The organism is Kitasatospora sp. DSM 101779, assembly GCF_025655475.1.
GTDB lineage: Bacteria > Actinomycetota > Actinomycetes > Streptomycetales > Streptomycetaceae > Kitasatospora.
Genome location: NZ_JAHTIK010000001.1, coordinates 34,277 through 55,475, shown reverse-complemented (window position 1 = coordinate 55,475; position 21,199 = coordinate 34,277). Strand labels below are relative to the sequence as shown.

Annotated in this window: 14 protein-coding genes and 4 pseudogenes; 8 read left to right on the top strand and 10 right to left on the bottom strand. The window is 69.1% G+C overall.

All coding sequences use genetic code 11. From position 1 onward, the window contains the following. Nucleotides 1-57: 57 nt before the first annotated feature. From KSNIM_RS00245 to KSNIM_RS00235, 3 genes and pseudogenes are all read right to left on the bottom strand, one after another. Nucleotides 58-1,061, bottom strand: a pseudogene (locus KSNIM_RS00245) (IS5 family transposase). 101 nt (nt 1,062-1,162) lie between these two features. After that, nucleotides 1,163-2,404 carry an IS701 family transposase gene (locus tag KSNIM_RS00240; protein ID WP_263101149.1) on the bottom strand — a complete coding sequence of 414 codons (1,242 nt, stop codon included), beginning with the start codon at nt 2,402-2,404 and terminating at the stop codon, nt 1,163-1,165. A gap of 169 nt (nt 2,405-2,573) precedes the next feature. Continuing rightward, entirely contained in the window at nt 2,574-2,924 is a 351-nt protein-coding gene (locus KSNIM_RS00235; RefSeq protein WP_263101148.1) for a DoxX family protein, read from the bottom strand. A 96-nt stretch (nt 2,925-3,020) separates the two neighbouring features. Here KSNIM_RS00235 and KSNIM_RS00230 point away from each other — a divergent pair, with 96 nt between their 5' ends. From KSNIM_RS00230 to KSNIM_RS00210, 5 genes and pseudogenes are all read left to right on the top strand, one after another. Continuing rightward, a complete protein-coding gene (locus tag KSNIM_RS00230; protein WP_057606767.1) occupies nt 3,021-3,452 on the top strand; it encodes a winged helix-turn-helix transcriptional regulator in 432 nt (143 codons plus the stop codon). Between the two features lie 328 nt (nt 3,453-3,780). Next, nucleotides 3,781-4,104, top strand: a pseudogene (locus KSNIM_RS00225) (flavoprotein); the annotation flags it as partial. 558 nt (nt 4,105-4,662) lie between these two features. After that, nucleotides 4,663-5,661, top strand: coding sequence for a hypothetical protein (locus KSNIM_RS00220; protein ID WP_263101147.1), 999 nt, complete (start codon nt 4,663-4,665; stop codon nt 5,659-5,661). Nucleotides 5,662-6,052: 391 nt separating this feature from the next. After that, the gene (locus tag KSNIM_RS00215; protein WP_263101146.1) at nt 6,053-6,979 is read left to right on the top strand and encodes a hypothetical protein; all 927 of its coding nucleotides are present in this window, start codon (nt 6,053-6,055) and stop codon (nt 6,977-6,979) included. Nucleotides 6,980-7,226: 247 nt separating this feature from the next. Next, complete coding sequence (locus tag KSNIM_RS00210) at nt 7,227-8,477, top strand: IS256 family transposase (protein WP_263101145.1); 1,251 nt, start codon at nt 7,227-7,229, stop codon at nt 8,475-8,477. A 392-nt stretch (nt 8,478-8,869) separates the two neighbouring features. Here the strand turns inward: KSNIM_RS00210 and KSNIM_RS39290 are convergent, their stop codons facing one another. The 3 genes from KSNIM_RS39290 to KSNIM_RS00200 form a co-directional block, all read right to left on the bottom strand. Next, complete coding sequence (locus KSNIM_RS39290; RefSeq protein ID WP_411543626.1) at nt 8,870-9,157, bottom strand: hypothetical protein; 288 nt, start codon at nt 9,155-9,157, stop codon at nt 8,870-8,872. A 170-nt stretch (nt 9,158-9,327) separates the two neighbouring features. Then, nucleotides 9,328-9,807, bottom strand: a complete 480-nt coding sequence (locus KSNIM_RS39285; RefSeq protein WP_411543625.1) for a Helicase associated domain protein — start codon at nt 9,805-9,807, stop codon at nt 9,328-9,330. A 288-nt stretch (nt 9,808-10,095) separates the two neighbouring features. Beyond that, on the bottom strand, nt 10,096-11,592 hold the full coding sequence (locus KSNIM_RS00200; protein WP_263101143.1) for a restriction endonuclease: 1,497 nt from the start codon (nt 11,590-11,592) through the stop codon (nt 10,096-10,098). 505 nt (nt 11,593-12,097) lie between these two features. On the opposite strand from KSNIM_RS00200, the gene KSNIM_RS00195 reads away from it, so the two are divergent. Continuing rightward, a protein-coding gene (locus KSNIM_RS00195; protein ID WP_263107779.1) for an IS5 family transposase occupies nt 12,098-12,894 on the top strand; the annotation gives its coding sequence in 2 pieces (ribosomal slippage) (nt 12,098-12,430 and nt 12,433-12,894; 795 coding nt in all). A 358-nt stretch (nt 12,895-13,252) separates the two neighbouring features. Here KSNIM_RS00195 and KSNIM_RS00190 read toward each other — a convergent pair. Both KSNIM_RS00190 and KSNIM_RS00185 read right to left on the bottom strand, forming a co-directional pair. Next, nucleotides 13,253-13,708 carry a hypothetical protein gene (locus KSNIM_RS00190; protein WP_263101142.1) on the bottom strand — a complete coding sequence of 152 codons (456 nt, stop codon included), beginning with the start codon at nt 13,706-13,708 and terminating at the stop codon, nt 13,253-13,255. 889 nt (nt 13,709-14,597) lie between these two features. Continuing rightward, a complete protein-coding gene (locus tag KSNIM_RS00185; protein WP_263101141.1) occupies nt 14,598-15,698 on the bottom strand; it encodes an ATP-grasp domain-containing protein in 1,101 nt (366 codons plus the stop codon). A gap of 306 nt (nt 15,699-16,004) precedes the next feature. Between KSNIM_RS00185 and KSNIM_RS00180 the strand changes: the two are divergent. Then, nucleotides 16,005-16,180: pseudogene (locus tag KSNIM_RS00180) on the top strand (flavodoxin family protein); the annotation flags it as partial. A gap of 580 nt (nt 16,181-16,760) precedes the next feature. On the opposite strand, the pseudogene KSNIM_RS00175 reads toward KSNIM_RS00180, so the two are convergent. Both KSNIM_RS00175 and KSNIM_RS00170 read right to left on the bottom strand, forming a co-directional pair. Continuing rightward, a pseudogene (locus KSNIM_RS00175) lies at nt 16,761-17,612 on the bottom strand (IS110 family transposase); the annotation flags it as partial. A 176-nt stretch (nt 17,613-17,788) separates the two neighbouring features. After that, complete coding sequence (locus KSNIM_RS00170; protein ID WP_263101140.1) at nt 17,789-17,974, bottom strand: hypothetical protein; 186 nt, start codon at nt 17,972-17,974, stop codon at nt 17,789-17,791. 354 nt (nt 17,975-18,328) lie between these two features. On the opposite strand from KSNIM_RS00170, the gene KSNIM_RS00165 reads away from it, so the two are divergent. After that, entirely contained in the window at nt 18,329-21,145 is a 2,817-nt protein-coding gene (locus KSNIM_RS00165) for a response regulator (protein ID WP_263101139.1), read from the top strand. Nucleotides 21,146-21,199 lie beyond the last annotated feature (54 nt).

Genomic DNA, 21,199 nt, shown 5'->3' with positions numbered 1-21,199 from the left:
CCAGGCGGCGAGCTCGATCATTTTCACAACACGCCTAGGGAGCGTATTTGGTCGTGATCAAGGGGTGGTCTTGGTGAGGCTCTTGATCCAGATCATCGATGCACGGAGGTGGAGGCCGGCGAGGTAGCTCTCGGGTGTCTTGTCGAACCGGGTGGCGATGCCCCGCCAGGCCTTCAGCCTGTTGATCAGGCGCTCGACGGTGTTCCGCTCCTTGTAGAGCTCGGCGTCGTGGGCAACGGGCCGGCCGCCCCTGCTGCCCTTCTTCTTTCGATGGGCGGCCTGGTCCCGCTTCTCCGGGATGACGGCCTTGATGTGCCGTTCGCGCAGGTGAGCACGGTTGCCGCGGGACGAGTACGCCTTGTCGCCGGCGACCGCGTCGGGCCGGGTGCGGGGGCGGCCGACGGGCCCGCGAACCCGGACCTTCGCCAGCACGGGGATGAACTGCGGACTGTCGGCGGCCTGCCCCTCGCTCAGGACGAATGCCAGCGGGCGACACTTGCGCTCGCCGGCGATGTGGACTTTGCTGGTCTGCCCGCCTCTGGACCGTCCGAGCAGGGCTGCCTTCAGGCGGATCTTGCGTCTGCGTCGGACACGTCGCCGCTCGTCCCGTCCCGGGTCGTCTGCGGTGTCCTGCCCGTCTTGTTCCTTCGGGCCGCCCCCTTTTGCCGGGCCTTCTCCGCCTCCTCGGCCGCCTTCTCCAGGTCGGCGAGCGTGTCGGGGTCGAGGTGCATCCCGGCGGCGTCGTGGTGGGCCCGGACGGTGGTGGAATCCACGCTGACCAGCGACAAGTCCACCTCGCCCCGCTTGGCGGCCTCCGCGATCGCGCCCTCCAGCAGGGCCTCGAAGACCCCGGCGTCCCTCCACTGCCGGAAGCGGTTGTGGACCGTCGACCAGGCCCCGAACTCGCTCGGCATCTCCCGCCACTGGCCGCCCGTCCGAAACCGCCAGATCACGCCCTCGAACTGCCGGCGCAGCCGCTCGGGGGACGGGCCGTACTCACCGATCGGCAGGTACGGCCCGATGAACTCCCATTCGGCGTCAGTCAGTTGCACTCGCGTCACACAGCATGATCTATCGGATCGGGCGCGACCACGAGGGCGAAACCCGCATATTGATCACAACCCGATACGAGCCCTAGTACTCCGGCTGTAGATCGTGATCTTCATGGTTGTTGGGTGGCTTGTCGCTTGTAGTTGCTGGTGCGCGAGCGTGCTTGGTGCTGGCGGCGCCATGCGGACCAGTGCAGGCGGTGGGCGAGGTCGCGGGCCGGTGCGAGCAGGGCTGCGAACAGTCTTCGGATCTCGTTGCAGGTCAGCGGGCTGAGCTCGGGGGTCGTGGTGGTCGTGGCCCGTTCGATGGCTGCTGTGACGGCGAGGAAAGCGTGCGCGAGCATGGCCAGGGTGGTCCAGCGGTGCCAGGAGACCCAGCAGCGGACTTGGTGCTCGTCCAGTCCGGCCAGGCTCTTCGCGGCTTGGAAGGTCTCCTCGACTGTCCAGCGGCGGCCGGCCACCTTGACCAGTGCGGCCAGGGGGACGGGGCGGGGTGAGTAGCAGCGGTAGTAGGCGAGTTCGCCGGTGCGTCGGTTGCGTCGCACGAGCAGCCACCGATGCCCCGAGGTGCCGCTCGGGCTGGTGATCTCGACCTGGGCCCAGTCATAGAAGCGGTGGCCCTTGGCTCCGGCTCCCGCCGACAGCCGCTGCCAGGCTTTCTTCGGCAGGCCGTGGGCCAGCACGCCAGCCGGGAGGATGCCCGCGTTGGTGGGGACGGGCCGTTTGCACGAGATGGCCAGGACGTAGCCGATCTGACGCTGTTCCAGGTCGGCGCTCAGGTGCGGGTCGCCGCCGTAGACCTCATCACCGGTGACCCACCTGGCCCGGACTCCGGCGTCCAGGGCCTGGGCGATCATCTCGGTGGCCAGGGCGGGCTTGGTCGCGAACCTCAGGTCGTCGGGGATGCCGACCGAGCGGCACCGCTGCGGGTCCTGGGTCCAGGACCGTGGGATGTAGAGGCGGCGGTCGATGGCGGCGTGCCCGGCCGCACTCGCGTAGACGAGGTAGACGGCGACCTGGGAGTTCTCGATCCGGCCCGCGGTTCCGGTGTACTGGCGCTGGACCCTGACGCTCGCGGTGCCCTTCTTCAGGTCCCCGGTCTCGTCGACGACCATTACGGCGTCCTCGTCGCCGAGGTGCTCGACTACGAAGTCCCGTATGTCGTCACGCACTCGGTCGGCATCCCAGCGGGCCCGGCTGAGCAGGTGCTGCATGCCGGCCGGGCTGGCGTTACCGGCGTGCTTGGCGATCGTCCAGCAGTTCTTCCTTGGCAGGTCCGCGAGCAGCCCCAGCACGAACGCCCATGCTCGGCGGCGGGGTTTTACCCGGGCGAACCGGCCCGCCACCTTGCCCATCAGGCCCTCGAATACCGATTGCCACCGAGCAGGATCTACGCTGTGGCCCACGGCCACCGGCTGATCTTCGTTTGTCGACACGACTCACGATGATCAACGGTGGCCGTCCTCATCGGCGACCAACCTCACTCAGCACGATCAAGGCCAGCGTCAGACCGGCTGTCCGCTGTCAGAGGGTGGCAGCACGCAGCACGATCAGGGCGACGGAGGCCATAGTGAGGACCACCGCCGGAGACGCGCCCTTGCGGTCGCCGACGCGCAGGTGGAAGGCGACCGCCCCAGCGAAATAGAGCGTCAGGCCGATCGCGGCGGCGATTCCGACGGGTCCCCACCAGAGTCCGGCGATCACACCGGCCGCGCCCGCGATCTGAGCGCCGATCAGGAAAGCCATCATGCTCTGCGGCACTCCGAGGGTGGACATCTGCTCGGTGATGTGCCGCGTCCGCAGAGACTTGGCCCCGGCCGATACCAGGAGAAGCGCCGACATGAACACGGTGACGACGGCAAGGGAGACGAACATGGCTGAAACCTCAATCGTGCGAGATGCGAGTAAGGGGGCGTGCGCACCTCGACGACGATAGGCGGCCAACAGGTACCTCCAGGTAACCTTCGGGGCATGAGCCTGCGACCCGGAATCGCCTTCCTCGCCGACTGTCCCGCTCTCCTGGCCATGGAGATCATCGCCAGCAAGTGGTCCATGGTCACGCTCTTCGCGCTGACCGACGGCCCGTTGCGCCACGGCGAGCTGGTCGAGCTGAGCGGTGGCATTTCGCGCAAGGTACTGACCCAGACGTTGCGCCGGCTCCAAGCCAACGGGCTCGTCGAGCGGCACGCGTACGCCGAGGCGCCGCCGCGCGTGGAGTACGGCCTGACCGATCTCGGGCGAACCCTGGAGGAGCCCATCAGGATGCTCACCGCATGGGCGCGGGAGAACGGCGAGGCGGTCGTCACCTTCCGGGAAGCAGCCGAGGCGGCCAGGACCATCGAGGCGGATCAGGCGACCCCGGTGAAGACCCCTCATGTTGATGAGAACCCGAGCCGTTTCTGATCAATAGAAGAGGCTGGACCTGTAGACCCTGCCGTCGCCGGAGACTTGGCCATCCTCGTGATCGGGGCCCTCCTGCAAGAGGCCAACGACGACCGTCGCCTCAGGGTCAAGCCCCTGGTCCTGAAGGAGCTCCCGCAACCGAACCAGAGTGCGCTCGTACCAGTCCGCAGACACTCGGTGTACTGGAGACGATGCTCGAAGCCATGAGCTCGGCCTTCCAGTCCGCCCGGCGCAGCGGCACGGATGAGGCCACCCATGATCGGCGACGGGCGGCGGCAACGACAGGTCGCTCCGCAACAGTGATCAAGAACTACAGCTGGAGTACTAGCACTCCTGCGGCACCGTCTACCCGCACGGCGCGGCCGAGCTCGCCCACCCGGAGAGCGACGTGTTCCTGGACGGCATGAAGTCCTACGGCCGCGCGCCGACGTTCCTCGCCATGACCGGCTACGAGCAGGTCTGCTCGGTCGCCGCCCACCTCGCCGGCGACGCGGAGGCCGCCGCCCGCGTCGAACTCACCCTCCCCGAGACCGGCGTGTGCGGCGGCGCCGGGCTGTTCGACGAGCCCGCGCCTCTGACTCGGCGCCCCGCTGTTCACCGGTTGCAGCATCCCGGCGAGGCTGGGTGTCCTCGGCCGGGTGCCGCTCGTTGAACCGGGCGCCGCCCTGCCACCCCCACGGGCGACATCCGGCTGCGGCCCGCGGCTCGGCGTCCGGCCCGCACCCGGGCGCTCGAACCCTCCGCGGGTCCGTGCGGCCGAATCCTCGGGGCGGCCGGCTGCGAAGACCGGCCGCCCCCTGCTGCACGGGGGCCCGGCCGTCTGTGCTCGGCTGTGCGGGGAAGCGTGCTGATGGTGCGTCGGGGCCGCGGACGAGGGTGGCTCCCGGGCAGGCAATGGAAACCCCGGGAGCTGATCCGATCCTCTCATCCTCGTGCCGGGCCCAGGGATCGGGGCCGACCGGACAGGGTGAGCGCGGGGCCGGTTGCCGCGGCCGTGCACTGTCTGCAGGCCGCCCAGCACCTTGCCCAGCCTCGCCTCCGGGCCGCGCTTGTCGGAGGTGCTGGCTAGTCTCGCGCGCAAGATCACCGGCGGATGCGGCCGGGTGGGCGAGCCGAGGGGGTTGTGGGGGGCTGGTGGCTGAAGGAGCCGGGGGAGCGGCTGCAGTGGGTGCTCGATCCGCTGGTGGGGGTGGGGCCGTTGCGGTTCGGGATGAGTGCCTCCGAGGTCGAGGACGCCCTGGGGAGGGAACGGCCGGACGTTTCGACGGTGCACGGCTGGGGTGAACCCGTTGTCCGCATGGGCTGGCAGGAGTACCTGGAGGAGGGCGTGGCCGCGTTCTACGGGCAGGACGGGCGGCTGGTGGCGGTGGCGGTCGGGGGCCTGGGCGGGCCGCAGGTGCGCGCCGGGGACGTGGAGCTGATCGGCCGGGTGCCGTCCGAGGTCCGTGCGGACGTCCTTCGCCTCGCCGGCGGGCAGCGGGTGGCGGTGCGGACGAACGGAGACGGTGATCCGGAGGTTGCGGCATGGGGCGTGTCCCTGGGCACAGTGCAGGAGCTGGGGCGCACGCCCGAGGGATGGGCGCAGCGCCGGGATCGCATGGTCACCGATGCGCTGCTGGTTGCCGCGGAGCTGGCGGACGATCCGCGGGCCGCCGAGCCGGTCGTCCGGCGGCGGGGCGTCCGGGACGAGGACCGCAATCCGGGTGTGTGGCCGGTGGTGTTGGACTTCGAGCGGCCGATCTGGGAGTGGACGCCGCTGGAGGGCGTCGGGCCGCTCAGGTTCGGGATGGGACCGGAGCAGGTGTCCGCCGCACTGGGCGGCGAGGTGCCGGCCGCGCGGCGCGGCCGCCTGCCCTGGACGGTGGGCCGCGGGCCCCGGCAATGGTGCCTGGAGGAGGACCGCTTCGACCACGCCGGGGTGAGCGCCCACTACTGGGGCGATGTCCCAACCCTCGCTGCGGTGACCGTGCACGGACGCACCGGGCCGCAGGTCGCCTTCCACGGCATCGACCTCATCGGCCGGCAGGGCTCCGCCATCGACGCGGCCCTGCTGCAGCTGGCGGAGATCGACGAGATCGGCCTGCGCCTCAACTGCGCGGGCGACCTGGGACCGGACGAACTCAACATGTATGTGCGTGCCACCCGGGCCGGCGACGCCGTGATCAGCGAGGCCAGGTTCTGTACAGCCGGCTGGGAAGAACACGGCTGACAGCCGCTCACCCGGGCCACCTCATTCCCGACCTTCTTCGCCATCTTGAGGTTGCTGGTCATCAACTCAGCGCGCTTTCGGTGTGCGCTGGGGGCGGGTAAATCCGGTGCGCGTGCTGGCCGTGCCTCGGAGCGCTCTCGGCAGTTGGTCGCGTGACCGGGAATCCGGGAGGGCTGTCACGCAACCACCCTCACCAGCAACTTCAAGATGGCGGTCGCTCTATGGCTGACCATCTCCGCCTCCTGCCAGACCTCTCCACGCGAAACCGGGGATTCTCAGTGCGGCGGCAGAGATTCTCAGTCCGGCTGCAGGGTACCTTCCGCTGTCCCGGCGCCGCTGTCCGTGGAACCCCTTCAGCGGAAGGCCGGCCCGGCCAAGGGAGATCACAGCGATGAGCACCAGATTTCGTACGGTTTCAGCGGTGGCGTGCCTCGGCATACTGCTCGCCGGCTGCGGTAGCGCCGGCGGCTCGCCGCCCCCCGGGGAAGTCATGACCAGCGGTGGCTCCAGCCCGGACGCGACCACCCCGGCAGCCGAGCCGGCGGCCACTCCCTGCTACATCGGGGAGTGGCACATCCATGATCAGACTTATCCCGTCAATTTCACCGACGGCAGCAGTGTGACGGTGCACTACGTCTCGGGCGACGAGACCCTGGCCCTACTGGACAGCGGCACCGGCTACGTACGCGACGTGGCCGAGATTTTCCGCGGCACGGATGCTGGGCACGTGTTCACCGAGGTCAGCGATGGACAGGCCAACTTCGCCTACACGGTCTACGGAAACACCATCACCTTCTCGGGCACCCAAGGCACGGGCACCCTGACCACTGGCTGGGACGGAAGAGCCGATGCAAGGCCACAGCCCATCTGGGACAACGGCCCCATGTCCCTGGACTGTGCGAACGGCATACTGCAGCTCAGCCACATGGGCTCGAAGCTGTCCTACCAGCACGGGCTCACGAATCTGCCACCATCCAGCATCCCGACCGCACCGGCGACGCCCGCAGCCCCGACCTCGGCGGTTCCCCCGGCCCTGATCGGAAGCTGGCACAACCAGTACAGCGGGGGTGAAGACATGACGATCAACGCGGATGGATCATACTCCCAGCACGTATTCCTGGGACTTGGTGGCAAGAGCCCGTGCACCGACCGCGGCAAGCTGGCGTTCCCCGGCGATCACGTGGTGACCTTCATCACCGACGGCACTGCCTCAGGATGCCAGGTGCACTTCACCTACACCTGGAGTACCGACTCCTCGGGGCAGAACCTGCTACTCATCAACAACGGCTACCCGACCGGGTGGACGCGAACCGGCTGACTGGTACGACCCGCGCACTGGTCGCGCCAGTCCATGGCGGACCAGACGCGGGTCAGCGGACCGCTGGCCGGCACGATCTCCCTCCGACTACCGTGTGCTCGACGAGCCCAAGGACGCCTCCGATCGAGCAATGCTCAAGACCTGTGGATCAGCCCCGGGCGGGACGCGGAGGGCGTACCTTCCCGGATGATCCGTTGATGGTCACCGAGTAGGCCCGCGTTGTAGCGCGGGTCGGGGAGGCACGCCCGTGCTCAGCGTAGTGAATGCCAATGGTTCGACGGAGTCCGGCTCCCTGATCGACGAGATCGTCCGCGAGGGCGCCCGCCGCATGCTGGCTGCCGCGCTGGAGGGGGAAGTCAATCAGTACATAGCCGAGTTGGCCCCGGAAAGGGACGAGTACGGGCGGCGCCTGGTGGTCCGCAACGGCCACCACCGGCCGCGGTCGGTGGTCACCGCGGCCGGGCCGGTCGAGGTCGGGGCACCGCGGATCAACGACCGGCGCGTGGACGAGACGACCGGCGAGCGCAAGCGGTTCTCCTCGAAGATTCTGGCGCCGTGGTGCCGCAAGTCGCCGAAGATCTCCGAGGTGCTGCCGCTGCTTTACCTGCACGTCCTGTCGTCCGGGGACTTCGCGCCGGCTCTCGAGCAGTTCCTCGGCGGCACCGCCGGCCTGTCGCCGGCCACCGTGACCCGGCTGACCAAGCAGTGGAGCGACGACCACGCCGCCTTCCAGACCCGGGGCCTGTCCGACCGGGACTACGTCTACGTGTGGGCCGACGGAGTGCACCCCAAGGTCCGCCTCGGCCAGGCCCACTCGTGCGTTCTGGTCCTGCTCGGCGTTCGCCTGGACGGCACCAAGGAGCTCATCGCGCTCGCCGAGGGCCTACGCGAGAGCACCGAGTCGTGGGCCGACCTGCTGCGTGACTGCCGCCGCCGCGGGATGCGCGACCCCGAGCTGGTGGTCGGGGACGGCGCCATGGGCCTGTGGCGGGCGCTCGCCGAGGTGTTCCCAGGCGCACGGCACCAAAGGTGTTGGGTTCACAAAACCCGCAACGTCACGAACTGCCTGCCCAAGTCCGCACAGCCCGGCGCGACGAAGGCGATGCAGGAGATCTACAACGCCGAGGACCGTGGCCACGCCGAGCAGGCGATCGAGGCCTTCGCGCGCGCCTATGGCGCCAAGTTCCCCAAGGCGGTCGCGAAGATCACCGACGATCGGGAGGAACTGCTCGCGTTCTACGACTTCCCGGCCGAGCACTGGATCCACCTGCGGACCACGAACCCCATCGAGTCGACCTTCTCCACGGTCAAACTCCGCACCAAGGTCACCCGAGGCGCGGGCAGCCCGGCTGCGGCCCTGGCGATGGTGTTCAAGCTCGTCGAGTCCGCCCAGGCCCGATGGCGCGCGATCACCGGCGCCCACCTGGTGCCGCTGGTTCGCGCGGGCGCGCACTTCGAAAACGGCGTCCTGGTCGAACGGTCCAAGGTGGCGGCATGAACGACATGTTCGAGGCACTTGAAGCGCTGACCGACCGCGATCCGGATCGTCGAGACATCGCCGCCGACGCCCTCGGGGACCTCCTGCGCGGCGCCGCACTCGACGCGGACTCGACCCGCCTGGTCGTCGGACGCCTGGTCAGCGTGGCCGTGAACGAGCCGGTGGCCAAGGTGCGCGAGTCCGCCCTGAACTCGGTCAGCGAGGCATTCAACCACCACCACCTGCCCCTGGGCCTCGCCGAACCCCTTGCTGCAGCCGTGCCGACGATGGAGCGCGAACCCCTCGCCCACACGCTCTACATCCTCGGGGTCACCCACCCCGACCCAGAGGTGCGCGAGGAGGCCAGGCTCGCAGTAAGCCGAGGTCACCGCCGCCGAGTCGGAGGGTCCCACCTACAACTCTTGACTATTGCTCTCCATGGAGTTCAGCGACTCGCTGTGCTGGCGTGCGTCCGGCGGCCCCGGTCTCTCGAGGCTGGTCAGATTGTAGGCGGGGTGGTGCAGGTAACCGTGGCCGTCCTGCTCGACCAGCCACGCGTCCGCGGTGCCAAGGCTGCCGGTTCCAACGGTGAGGCTGGAGGATCGCAGCTCGTCCAGGGAAATGACGTGGGCGGGCCGCTGGGCCGCGGGATACCGGGGCAGGGAGCCCATCCGGTCGAGAGACAGGTGCTTGAGGACCACGCGGTGACCCTAATCCTTGCCGCGCCGCGGATGATCACCGGGGGCGGCGTCCCAGGGCTCGGGGAGGAGATGGCCGCCGTGGCAGTCGACGCCTCCGCGGTGCACGCCTATTGGACCTTCGCTGTGGCTGTTCATGCCCACTCCACGCCGTGCTCGGCGAGCCGCGCGAGCTACCCCGGAGTGAGCTTGGCGCGCCTGGCCTTCTGGTTGTTCAACCACGCACCCAGACCGACGTGCACGACTTCGGTGCTCTCTGCTCCGCCGGGGCCGGCCACCGTGACCTGCAGCGGCTCCTTGTGCGGGCGCGGGACCCGGACGTGGCCCTCCCGGCGGGCGAAGGCGGCGAGCGCGGCCAGGCCCTGGGCGAAAGCGGTCCTGGCGGGACGTCTTCGACTTGGCCTCCGCCGCGGCCTTCGCCGCCACCAGGTCGTCGTCCTCCTCGATGCCGATCGCCGCCAGCAGGTCCTGCTGATCGGGCTCCAGTCCGGGCAAGCCGGCTCGCTGCGCCACGACCCAGCGGCCGAGCTGCTCGCCCTCGAACATGGTCTCCTCAGGCAGTTGCACCCAGTCAACCCGGCCGTCGGCCTCCAGCCACCACTGCCGCGCGACGCTGTAGGCGCGCTGCCAGGTGATCGGCCAAGGCCGGGCACCAGAACGGGTCGATCTCCTCCTGTCGCGGCCCGGTTTTTCTGCGTGGGGGTATGTAGGTGTGCTGGGGTTTCGCAGGTTGATTGGTCGGCGGGTCTGAGGACTGGGCAGGTTGGTGGATGATCTGCTCAGGTCGTCTGGGCGTGGTGCTGTTCGTTGGCCTGCAGGTTCGCCGTCCGAGGCTGGATCTGCGCAGGTCGTCTGGGTGGTGTGCAGGTTGACCGAGCGGCTCGGTGTACCAGCGCCTGATGGCTGGACACCGGTAATGGCGATGCGGTTGGTGGCTTGGTTCAGTGGACGTCGCGGGGTTCCCAGCCGGGTGGGAGTTTGGGCAGGCCGAGGAGGGCGTCGATACCGAGGTGTTCCCAAAGGAGGGCTTTCAGACCGCGGCCGTCGATGAGTTCCATACGGCCGGTGCGCTGGGCGAAATCCCGGCTGGTACGACCGAACCAGGCGGTGGTGATGAGGATGCCTTTGGCGGCGGCTTTGTCGTGCATGGCGCCGGCGAGAGCGCGGACGGCTTCGGTGGGGACTGTGTTCTTGGTGCGTTTGGCCTGGATGATGCACAGGCCGCCGATGATGGGGTCCTCGTTGTAGGCGACGGCATCGACGCCGTCGTCGCGGGAGGCCTGGGTCACCCAGGCTTTCAGGCCGATGGCTTCGAACAGCCGGCGGATGAGGTGTTCGAACTCGATGGGATCGAGGGCGACCAGGTCGGGTCGGCTGTCGAGACCGGCCACGACGTCGACTTCGGGGGCGAGTTTGTACCGGCTCAGGTCGAACGTCACCACCGGCCGCACGGGTTCGAGGTCGAAAGGGTGCTGGGAGACGATCGCGTTCAGGTGGCGCAAGCACTCGACGGGATCGAGAGCGGGCTCGTCCAGGACCAGGTCCTCGAACGGTGCGCGGCCGGCTCGGACGCTAACCAGGCACGGGCGGACGCTCTTGCCGGTGGCCCGGTCCTTGCTGTGGACGTGGGCGTTGACGGCGACGGTGTCGACCAGCGGCGGGGGAGTGGCGGCGAAGACCTCGTCCAAACAGCGCAGCACGAGGCGCGCGACCAGCACCCGGTAGATCTCCTTCACCTCCGCCTCCTTACGAGGCTGTGGCACGAGCTGGGGCGGTGTTCCTGCCTTGTACCGCCACCCGACCTCCCTCGGCACCGCATCCTGCCCCGGCAGGTCGAGTTCGAGGACCAGCTCCCGCGTCTCCGGGGTGAACACCGAGCGCACCGCCCCGGCCAGCCCTGCCGGGTACACGCAGTCCTCCAGCGCACGGTGCACTGCCGCGCACATCCCCTCCGGGCCGCCCTCGACCAAGCCGTGTTCCACCGCAGACCCGTGCCCATCCAGCCCAGTGGTGCGCCTGAGCAGGACCGTCTCCAGCTCGGCCATCCGTGCCAGCAGGTCCTCGGTACGTTCGACGGCCTCCTGCTTCAGCTGCCCCACGGCCTCCTGCTTGGCCGACCGCTCCGCCTCCGCCGCCTTGCGCGCCTTTTCCCTGGAGGCTCGCTCCGCGGCCTTCGCACGCTCCGCCTGACGCTTCGCCAGATCCCGTTCGATCTGCTGAGCCCGCCGTTCTTGCTCCTCCAGCTCCCGCTGCGCCTTGCGCTGCGCCGTGGCCCACTCCTGTGCCCGCTGCCGTCCGATGCGGGCGGCTTCCCGCTCGGCGGCCTTGGCCTGGCGGTCGCGTTCCTGCTGCTGTCTCTTGGCTTCTGCGGCTTTGGCTTTCTGCGCGTCCTGGTAGACCTTCATGATCTGTCCGACCAGCGTCTTCTTGCGCGCCACCGCGTCCCCTCCCCGATACGCCAGTACCTGTCAGCTATGCCCCGAGCCCGAGCGCCACGAAACGAAGGCCCTCACCTGCTGGGTGCATGAGGGGCGCAGAGAGTGCGCCCCCTATGCCGGTGTGTGCACTCCGGGGGCCGTGGCGCTCTGCACATCGGATCCGGCCGAGGCACCGAGTGCGGCTACCCGTTCCCTTCGCCCTCCGGGGTGATGCCGATGTGGGTCAGGAGGGTGTGTTGGTGGGGGTGGAGGTGGTGCCAGTGGCGTTGTTGCCGGTGGGCCATTTCTGCAGGTTCGGGGTCAGACCGGCATGGCCACTATGGCCTGCGCGGGTGGCGGCTGCGCGGTGGTACAGCGACTGCCAGGTGTAGGGCCAGGGCGGGTTCCACCATGGGTCGATGCTTTCCAGCGCACGGGTGGTGGCGGGGGAGAGCCGGCCGTGGCGGGCCTTTCCGCGTTGCCTTAGCAGTCATCTCATTTGGGCTTATAGGCTGCTCGCGTGACAATCGTGGAGCGCCTGGTGCCGGACGAGTTGTGGGAGCTGTTCCAGCGGGTGGTGCCGGCGGCACCGACCCGGCCGCAGGGGGGTGGCCGCCGGAGGCACGGGGACCGGGAGGTGCTGGCGGCGATCGTGTTCGTGGCCACGTCCGGGTGCACGTGGGCCCAGCTGCCGCCATGTTTCGGCCCGTCCGGGCCGACCGCGCACCGGCGGTTCACGGAGTGGACCGCGGCCCGGGTGTGGGCGAAGCTCTACCGCCTGGTCCTGGACGAACTCGGCGCCCGGGGCGAGCTGGACTGGTCCAGGTGCGCGGTCGACTCGGTGAACATGCGGGCCACGAAAAGGGGGAACTGACGGGTCCGAATCCTGTGGATCGGGGCAAGTTCGGGTCGAAGATCCACTTGCTCACCGAACGCACCGGGTTGCCCCTCTCGCGCGCGATCTCCGGCGCCAACCTGCACGACAGCCAGGCCCTGATCCCGCTCGTCGAGGCGATCCCGCCGATCCGCTCCCGCCGCGGCCCAAGGCGGCGCCGGCCCGGCAAGCTCCACGGCGACAAAGCCTACGACCACCGCTTCATCCGCTCCTACCTGCGCAGACGGCAGATCGCACACCGCATCGCCCGCCGCGGCATCGAGTCCTCGACCCGACTCGGCCGACACCGCTGGGTCATCGAGCGTACTGTCGCCTGGCTCGGCGGCTTCCGCCGGCTCCACCGCCGCTGCGAACGCAAAGCCGACCACTTCGCGGCCTTCACCACCATCGCCGCCACCCTCATCTGCCACCGCAGACTCACCAAATGAGATGATTTCTTACAAGATCACTTGGTCACCAGGCGGCCGAACTACTGACCCGCGCCCGAACGAGACGCCATCCCGGCCCGGCCGACCTTCTCCTTGGCGGCCAGCGGGAACGCCCTCCAACGCCGCTTCCACGTCCGCCCCGGGCACTGGCGGACGGGTGAGGGGACGGCGCAGCACGTGGCCTCCACCACTGCGGTGGAGGCCACGTGCGCTGGGGGTGGGCAGCGATGCCACCTGCTGCCCACCCAGGTGGTCGGTCAGGTGATGCTGGCCAGACCGCTGTGCTCGGCTTCACGTTGCCGAGCAGGCCGCCTGCTGCCTTGCTCATGGGTCGTCCGACGTCCCGGTGCGGAGCGTGTCAGTCCGTACAGGCGGACACGAGCACACCCGGGGTGCCCGGGAGAATGGTCTCGGTGACGGGCCCGAGGGGGATGCTGACCGGGCCGCTGGTGGTCGTACCGGAGACGGTCCCGCTGACGGTGACGGTCACGGGCTGAAGGCTGGTCACCTGGACCGCGACTCCCTGGCCGCCGTTCGGGCAGGCGGCCGGGGTGAGGACGACGGCGGGGAGCGGGCCGCTCGTCACCGTCGCGGTGGTGGCGAGCTTCACGCTGGTGAGCGCCGGAGTCGAGACGCACGACGCGTCGACGCACGCCGAGACGGAGACTTGCGGGACGGGCACCGGTCCGACCGTCAGGCTCACGGAGTGGGAGCCTGCTGCGGCCGGGGCGGGCCACGCAGCGAGCGGGAGGATGCCGAGGGCGAGGCTTGCCGCCGCCTTGAGGGCCCGGTTGCCCCGTCGGGAGAGAATCATTTCGTGTTCCTTTCTCTTGTCTGACTATCAGTCGGATCTGGCGCCATCGGCGCCGAGGTCAAGGGGTGCGACGTTCCGGATCGGGTCCATGGGAATGGCGTCGGCGGGTCGAGGGCCAGGTGAGCAGTTGTTCGGCCGTGAAGGTCCGCCGCGTGGGAGGCCGGAGGGCCGCCGAGGCAGCCACGCCGGAGTTCGCCGATCGGCGAACGCTGAAGGGGTGGAAATGCGTCGATGCCGAAGGACGTCGCCGGAAATAGGGATGGCGTGCTCTGTCGAGGCGCTGTCGAGCAATACCGGAATGCGATCTCCGAGGCCTGCAACCAGGCACCTCATGTGAAAGATATCCTCACGGTCTGCTGCGGAGAAGGGGGCGCGCAAATCGCGATGGAGTGAACCTGGCGCGCTGTGGGCGCAGATCGGACCGTCTGCAACACCATGGCCGGAAGAGGCGTGCACGCCCCATTGACACGCAAAAAATATAGATTGTATGACAACTGTTCGGTTTTGCGTCAGCCTCAATGCGGCAACCGGGCGCACATCGGGTACGGCATCCCGATTGAGATCTCGCCTTGGCGCCGCCGTCCTGCGCGGACACGGCCACACTGACGGCGAGTCGCGTCTCGAGGTCGCATCGGGTGCACGACATGTACCCGGGAAAGGCGCCGCGGTGCCCGAGGACGTCTCGGTGGCCGAGGCGGACGCGGTCGAGCCCGCTGCCGTACTCCTGGCCGTCCGGTGGTGCGTGCCACTGGAGCCCCAGGCACCGGGGTTTCCTACGGCCTTGGGAGGTTGGGGAAAGGGGACAACGGTGCGGGCGGGGTCGATCGTCGGGTGGTCGGTCGTGTTTGTGCCGCAGACACTCGATGGAGGCGCCCGACGAGTCGTCAGCTCACCTCGGTTCGGGGCCGGACCGCCCCACGCGAAGGTTGGAGAAGATCACCTGATCGTGCCACTGGCCGCCGCGCCACTGCGCTGAGAGTGGGATTGCGTCCTCGACCACCGCGAGCCGACCCCCGAGCATCGGGTTTGGTACTTCGCCGGGGTCGCCGCAGATCAGCATCCGCACAGCGGCCCACGCCAGGTTCACGCCGGTCATGCGGGTTTGGTAAATGCCCGCCGCTGCCCTGGCGTTGACTTCCAGGAGCACCGGTCGCCCTTTCCAGTAACGGAATTGGACGTTGGACAGGTATGCGAGCCGGAAGTGGCCGACGGCCAGCCGGGCGAGTTCCGTCACGTCGGGGTCGTCCACCAGTGTCCGGAGTCTGCCTGACTTGGCCCGGGCGATCGCGCTCACCAGGGTGCCCGCCGCGTCCGACAGACAGTCGACACTGACCTCCGGAGGATCCAGGTACGGCATCACGATCAGCTCGGGAACGGTCTCGCCCCTGTCCTGGGCATGCTGCAGCGCGTCCGCGACTGCCGGGGCCGATGTCGTTGGCCGTGGCAGGCGCTCGAAGTCCGAAACCTCCAGCGGGGAGTCGTCCAGGAGCCGGAAGCCGTAGGCCGAGTACTCGCCCGCGGGCTTGACGCACAGATTACTGTCCGTCCCGGCCAACTCCTGGACCGCTTTCCGCAGACCGTCGGCATCGGAGACCGCCCGCCACGGGGCGACCGGCACTCGAGAGCGCTCGGCTGCCGCGTACATGCGGCTTTTGTCGGTCACCGTGCGGAGCGTCTCGGCGGGTGCGCACATGACCCTCGTGCCGACCGCCGCGAACGCCTCCGCGCGGTCGGCGAGTGCCACCAGACGCGAGGACGGCATGATCACGTCGATGTCGTGCCGTTTGCAGAAGTCGATCGCGAAATCGAAGAAGGCCTCGTCCTCGCCCGGCTCGGGCCCGACCACGTCGCACGCCGTGAGCGCCGGTGCCGCCGGGTCGGGATGGGTGCCGTAGACCTGTACCCGGGCGTGGTCCGGGTTATCGCGCAGCATCGGGATCAAGTGCACTCGCGCGGGCCAGATCCTGTTGAACCAGATGCGCACGTCCACCGTCCCACCTCGCATCCGATGCACCGGGACGACCGGGCGCGGTGCCGTGCCGTCCGCCGGAACGCAGGTCCCCCGGGCCGGGCAGCCAGTGCTTCGCGCAGCGCGCAGTCCACCGTTGCTGTGAGTCCATCCTGTCACCGTCCTCCGGCCGAGGCCGCTGCTGGTAACCGTTCGGCTGCGGTGCACGGTTCAGCGTGATCGCGGACCCCGTCGAGCACGCCCGGCGCGACCAAGCCCGGCTACTGATCGCGGACCTCGGACACGGGCCCGGCCGGGATTCGACCGCCTGCCGGACGCCGCCGTCCCGAGCGCTGCGCGCTGAACGTCCTGTACAGCCGCAGCATCTGGGCTACGTCGTCCCGCCGCAGGCCGACGCCGGCCGGGTCTTCGCGGCCGGGCCCGGCCCGTCCTGCCTCGACGAGGGCTCCGGCGGCCCGAAGAACGACTTCACCAACCGCAACACCACCTTCATGACCTACAATCCACCGCCGGATGCCGGCGGGTCGGGCCGCGTTCCCCTGGCTTCGCGCAGCCTCCTCGCGCGGCCCGCGTCGAGAGGTCGTTGCCGGGTGTGGGTTGCCGGCAGGTCTCCGGGCTCCTGGCCCCCCCCGGGCCCGGGGCGACGGCCCTGGCCCCCTGGGCTCCTGGTCCGCTGCTGCGCCCGGACGTGCCGGGCGTAGTGCTTGGCGGCGCCGGAAGTCCGCTTCTGCGCGTCGGCGGGTGCGACGCCTCGTGGTGCCCGGCCCCGGCCCGGCCCCGGCCCGGTCGGGTCCCGGCTGGTGCCGTCGGCCCGGGGGATCGCCGTTGCGACGGTCGGCGTGGGGGCGGTCGACGTGGGTCGGGCCGTTGCGGTGGTGTCGTCCACCCCCGGTCGGACGCCCGATCGGCCACCTGGTCGGCCGTCCGATCGGCCGCCCGGTCGAGTACGGTCGGCTGCCCCGGTCAGCGGTGGGTGAGGACCGCCAGGTCCGGGCCGAAGCAGACGACCAGCTGCCCGCCCGGTGCTACCGCGAGTCCGTTGACGGTGGCTGGGAAGGCGTACGTGCCGGTCTGCTGCCCCGTGAGTTGCTTGTTGCCGCGTCGTGAGGGGGTTCGCCGCGGATGGACGACCCGGATGCGCGTGTCACGGGTGCCAGGCCTGCGTAAGCGGCGAGGTGGCCTGCCGTCGGAAAGGCACTGGCGTCGCCGACGTCAACGAGGATCGGGGCGGCGGTCCTGACCCTGATGCCGGGCATGGAGGTCAGGACCGGGGAAAGAGGGTGGGCCTCCAGCAGCTTCTCGAATCCTCGCGGCAAGGAGTCTGCGCTGGTCGAGGACCGCGGGCAGCGGGGTCGCGAGACTGGGGACGATCAGTGCGGCGGCGTCGGTTCCGGGGACGACGACGGTCTGCTCGTCGAGGGCGGTGAAGATGTCGTCGACCAGGCGCTCGGCCATCCGCGGGGCCTTCGGCAACAGCATTGTGATCAGTCTCCGTCGGCCTGCTTTCCTCAACTGGGCCGGTGAGCCGTGGCGTTCGAGCAGGGTGAGGACGGCCGGGTGGTCGAGTCACGGGCCCAGGACGCATTCAAGGGAGGGATGGATCTAGGTGAGCAGGCCGTCGCGGGCGTCGGTCTTCGCCTCGCCGTAGAGGTCGGCGATTCGGCGCATGGTCAGGCCGGGCAGGTGGGCGATGCGGCAGCCGGTGTCGCGGGCGACGGCCAGCGGAAGCGCGCCGACGGTGGCCGGCTGGTCGACCACCACCAGCACCATCCCGTGCTTGGCCTGCAGTTTCGTGAACAGCTCACGCAGCCGGGGCTCGTTGTTGGGCAGTGCCCTGTCGAAGACCTTGTCGGCCGGCGTGAGCGCGCTCGCGTGGTGCTCGCCCTTGCCGACGTCCAGGCCGAGATAGAGATCTATGCCATCGGTGCTGGCCAATGCCCCTCCCCAGATCCTGTTCCCCGGCTCTGCGGCGGCGTGCCGGCATCCACGTTACGGAGAGCCTGCCTCACCCAGGTGCGGAATCGGCGCTCAGGCCCCCTCATCAGCGGTCTGCCAACGAGTCCGAGCCCGGTGACACCACCTTTTCGATCATCATCGACTGGGGGAACAAGTCATGCCGGGCCGGAGGCCGGGAACCCCGTTGCGGGGCCGCGAAAACCGTAACGGGGATCACGTCGGCCCCCGAGCACCGTTTCCACCCCGTTGGGGACGTTCGGATTAACCTCGACCTCGCCAACCTCGTCGATTACGGCGATCTGGGACCGCTTGAGCGCGTCGATCCCGACGTAGACAAACATTGCCGGGCCTTCTTCCCGAGCTCGTCCCTACCCGAACGATGGGCATCGCCGGGCCGAGCACGGAAGGGGCCCGGCCCTCATAGGGTCAGGTCAGCCCGCCCCGACGAATCACGGCGGTCGTCCGCGCCTGGGGCTCGGCCGTGGTGTAGAACCGCCCCACACCAAGATCACGACTTGCCACAAAGTCGAGAAGCTCACAGAGTGAAGAATTTCGTGACGGTCAGTTGTTCCCCGCCCCCGGTCCGCTACCGAAACATCAGGCGCCCCGGTTGCATCCCGCGCGCCGGGCGTTTCACGCTGGGAAGGGGCCGGCTGCGGCACATCGGGACGAGAGTGCTGGAGGTGTTGGTGGACATGGCGGACGACAACAGGAGCTTGTTCCAGGGCCATCAGATGCTCGACGCGGACGACGAGCGGTTTCGGCTGTTAGCAAAAAACTCTCCGGACATGGTTTTCCGCCGTACGCTCGAGGGAGTATTCCTCGAGGTCTCGGCACCGGCGCTGGAACTGCTGGGACGTCCGGCCGATGAGGTCGTGGGGACATTCCTCGGGGACTGGGTGGCCGCGGAGGATCAGGAGGATCTCCAGGCCGCCGAGCGGGACCTGGTCGGCTGGGGTCGGGCCACCGTGGCCCTGCGCGTGCGTCGCGGCGACGGCACCCTGCGCTGGGTGGAGTCGACGTTGTGGGTCGTGAATGGCGAAGCTGTTCAGCCGCTTGAGGTACGGGGCTTCTTCCGGGAGAGCGGGGAGCGGGGGCGTGGTGAGCTGCTGCGGGCGCTGCAGGAGCGGGCCCGCTCAGTGATCGACAGCGCCAACGACGGCTTCGTGTCCATCGACGAGCAGGGTCTGGTCATCGACTGGAATCCAAGTGCCCAGAAGCTGTTCGGCTTCACCCGCGAAGAGGCCCTGGGCCGTCCGCTGACCGAGACGATCATCCCAGAGCGCTACCGGACCGCCCACATCCAGGGCCTTCAACGCGTGTTGGCCAGCGGTGAGCCCCATATCCTGGGCCGGCAGATCGAAATCACCGCGCTCCACCGGGATGGGCACGAGATCCCCGTCGAGCTGGCGGTGTGGCCGATGCGACTGGGAGCCACCCGCTGTTTCAATGCCTTCGTTCGCGACATCACCGAACGCAGGCGCGTTCAGCAGGCGCTCTCCGATGCCCGTGACCAGGCGATGGAGGCAACCCGGGTCAAGTCCCAGTTCCTGGCCACGATGAGTCATGAGATCCGCACTCCGATGAACGGCGTCATCGGACTGTCCGAGCTGCTGCTCAACACCGACCTGGATGCGGTACAACTCCGCTATGCGGAGGGTATCCATGACGCCGGCAGGGCCTTGCTGACCTTGATCAACGACATACTCGACTTCTCCAAACTCGAGGCAGGCAAGCTCGTTCTCGAGGAAGTGGTGTTCGATCCGCACCCCCTGGTGGACGAGGTCGTCACCCTCGTCGCGCAGACCGCGCCCGCCCAGGGCCTGGAACTACTCGCCGACTGCCACCCGGACCTGCCCATCGCGCTGCGGGCGGACGCTTCACGGCTGCGGCAGATCCTTCTCAACCTGGCCTCGAACGCCGTGAAGTTCACTCATGAAGGAGAGGTTGTCATCCGGGCCCGCCCCCAGGCAGCGGACGCCTACTTCGAGGTGGTCGACACCGGCATCGGCATCGACCCCGCCGACCAGGAACGAATGTTCGATGTCTTTGCCCAGGCGGACGCCTCCACCACCCGGCACTACGGCGGGACCGGACTCGGCCTCGCGATCTGCCGACGGCTCATCGACGCCATGGGCGGCACCATGGGTGTGAAGAGTGAACCGGGCCACGGCAGCACCTTCTGGTTCACCATCCCCATGCACGAACCCGCGACAGGCGAACAGCCGCCACCGGCTCCCCAACCCAGCTCCCTGCGCGGGCTGCACGTCCTGATCGTCGACGACAACGCGACCAACCGCTTCATCCTCCACGAGCAGATGCACAGCTGGTCCATGCGGCCCGCCACCGTAGACGGCGGCCCACAGGCTCTGGTCGAACTGCACCGCGCGGCCGCTGCGGGCACCCCGTACGAGTTGGCCGTCATCGACCACCACATGCCCCGGATGAGCGGAATCGAACTGGCCGGCCACATCACCTCCGACCCTGACCTGGCCAGCGTGCGTCTGCTGCTTCTCACCTCGGGGACGGCAGCGCCCACCGCGGAACTCCGCGCTGCCGGGATCCGGGACAGCCTGTCCAAACCCGTCCGGCAGTCGGAACTCCACGACTGCCTCGCCCGGCTCATGGCCCCGGAACCCACCGCTCAGGCAGCCCTGCCCCCTGTACGCGCACCCGCCCGCGCACGGGCTTCCGCTCCGCGCCGTGCCCACGTCCTGCTCGTCGAGGACAACGAAATCAACCAGACCGTGGCCCTGGGCATGCTCGAACAGCTCGGCTACAGCGCCGACGTCGCCAATGACGGAATCGAGGCCCTGGAGATGGCGGCAACAGGCCGCTACCGCGCCGTGCTCATGGACTGCCGCATGCCACACATGGACGGCTACGCCGCCACCATGGAACTTCGCCGTCGCGAGGGCTCCGGCCCCCGTCTGCCGGTCATCGCCATGACCGCGAGCATCCTTCCGGAGGATCGCGAACGCTGTCTGGCCGCGGGCATGGACGACTACGTCTCCAAACCCATCGCCGTCACAGCACTCCGAGAAGCCCTGTCCCGATGGGCGGGGAACGAACTGCCCCGGGCCGACCAGGACGCGACGAGCGATCCCGCGGCGGGCGTCTCCGGGCTCCGCCAGGGGATCGAGCAACGGCTGGACGAGATCAGCGGCGACAACGCCCCCGGCAGCCGGCAGCTGATCACACGGCTGACCAACTCCTTCCTCCGCAAGGCTCCGCTGCTCGCCGATGCGCTGCTCACAGCCGTCGACCACGACAACCCGGCCGATACCGTGGACCAGGCCCACGCCCTCAAGGGCGCCGCCAGCAATATCGGCGCCCATGACCTCGCCCGATGCGCCGCCGAACTCGAGGATCTCGCCCGCACCGACCAACTGTCGCAAGCCGACCCGCTAGCCGACCGGCTGCCCGATCTGCTACGCGAGGCCTGCAGCGCCCTGGAATCGATCCAGGCCAGGTCTTCGGGTTGCCGGGCCGCGGCCGACCAGCCGACCTGACCAGCCGGTTTCCACCTGTCCTGCCGTCAGGTTCGGGGACCTTTACGAGGGCGG

Coding starts and splice junctions, on each gene's coding strand:
- KSNIM_RS00165 (WP_263101139.1), top strand. CDS start 18,329: ATGGCGGACGACAACAGGAGCTTGTTCCAGGGCCATCAGATGCTCGAC.
- KSNIM_RS00190 (WP_263101142.1), bottom strand. CDS start 13,708: ATGATTCTCTCCCGACGGGGCAACCGGGCCCTCAAGGCGGCGGCAAGC.
- KSNIM_RS00235 (WP_263101148.1), bottom strand. CDS start 2,924: ATGTTCGTCTCCCTTGCCGTCGTCACCGTGTTCATGTCGGCGCTTCTC.
- KSNIM_RS00170 (WP_263101140.1), bottom strand. CDS start 17,974: ATGTTTGTCTACGTCGGGATCGACGCGCTCAAGCGGTCCCAGATCGCC.
- KSNIM_RS00220 (WP_263101147.1), top strand. CDS start 4,663: ATGAGTGCCTCCGAGGTCGAGGACGCCCTGGGGAGGGAACGGCCGGAC.
- KSNIM_RS00240 (WP_263101149.1), bottom strand. CDS start 2,404: ATGGGCAAGGTGGCGGGCCGGTTCGCCCGGGTAAAACCCCGCCGCCGA.
- KSNIM_RS00215 (WP_263101146.1), top strand. CDS start 6,053: ATGAGCACCAGATTTCGTACGGTTTCAGCGGTGGCGTGCCTCGGCATA.
- KSNIM_RS00230 (WP_057606767.1), top strand. CDS start 3,021: ATGAGCCTGCGACCCGGAATCGCCTTCCTCGCCGACTGTCCCGCTCTC.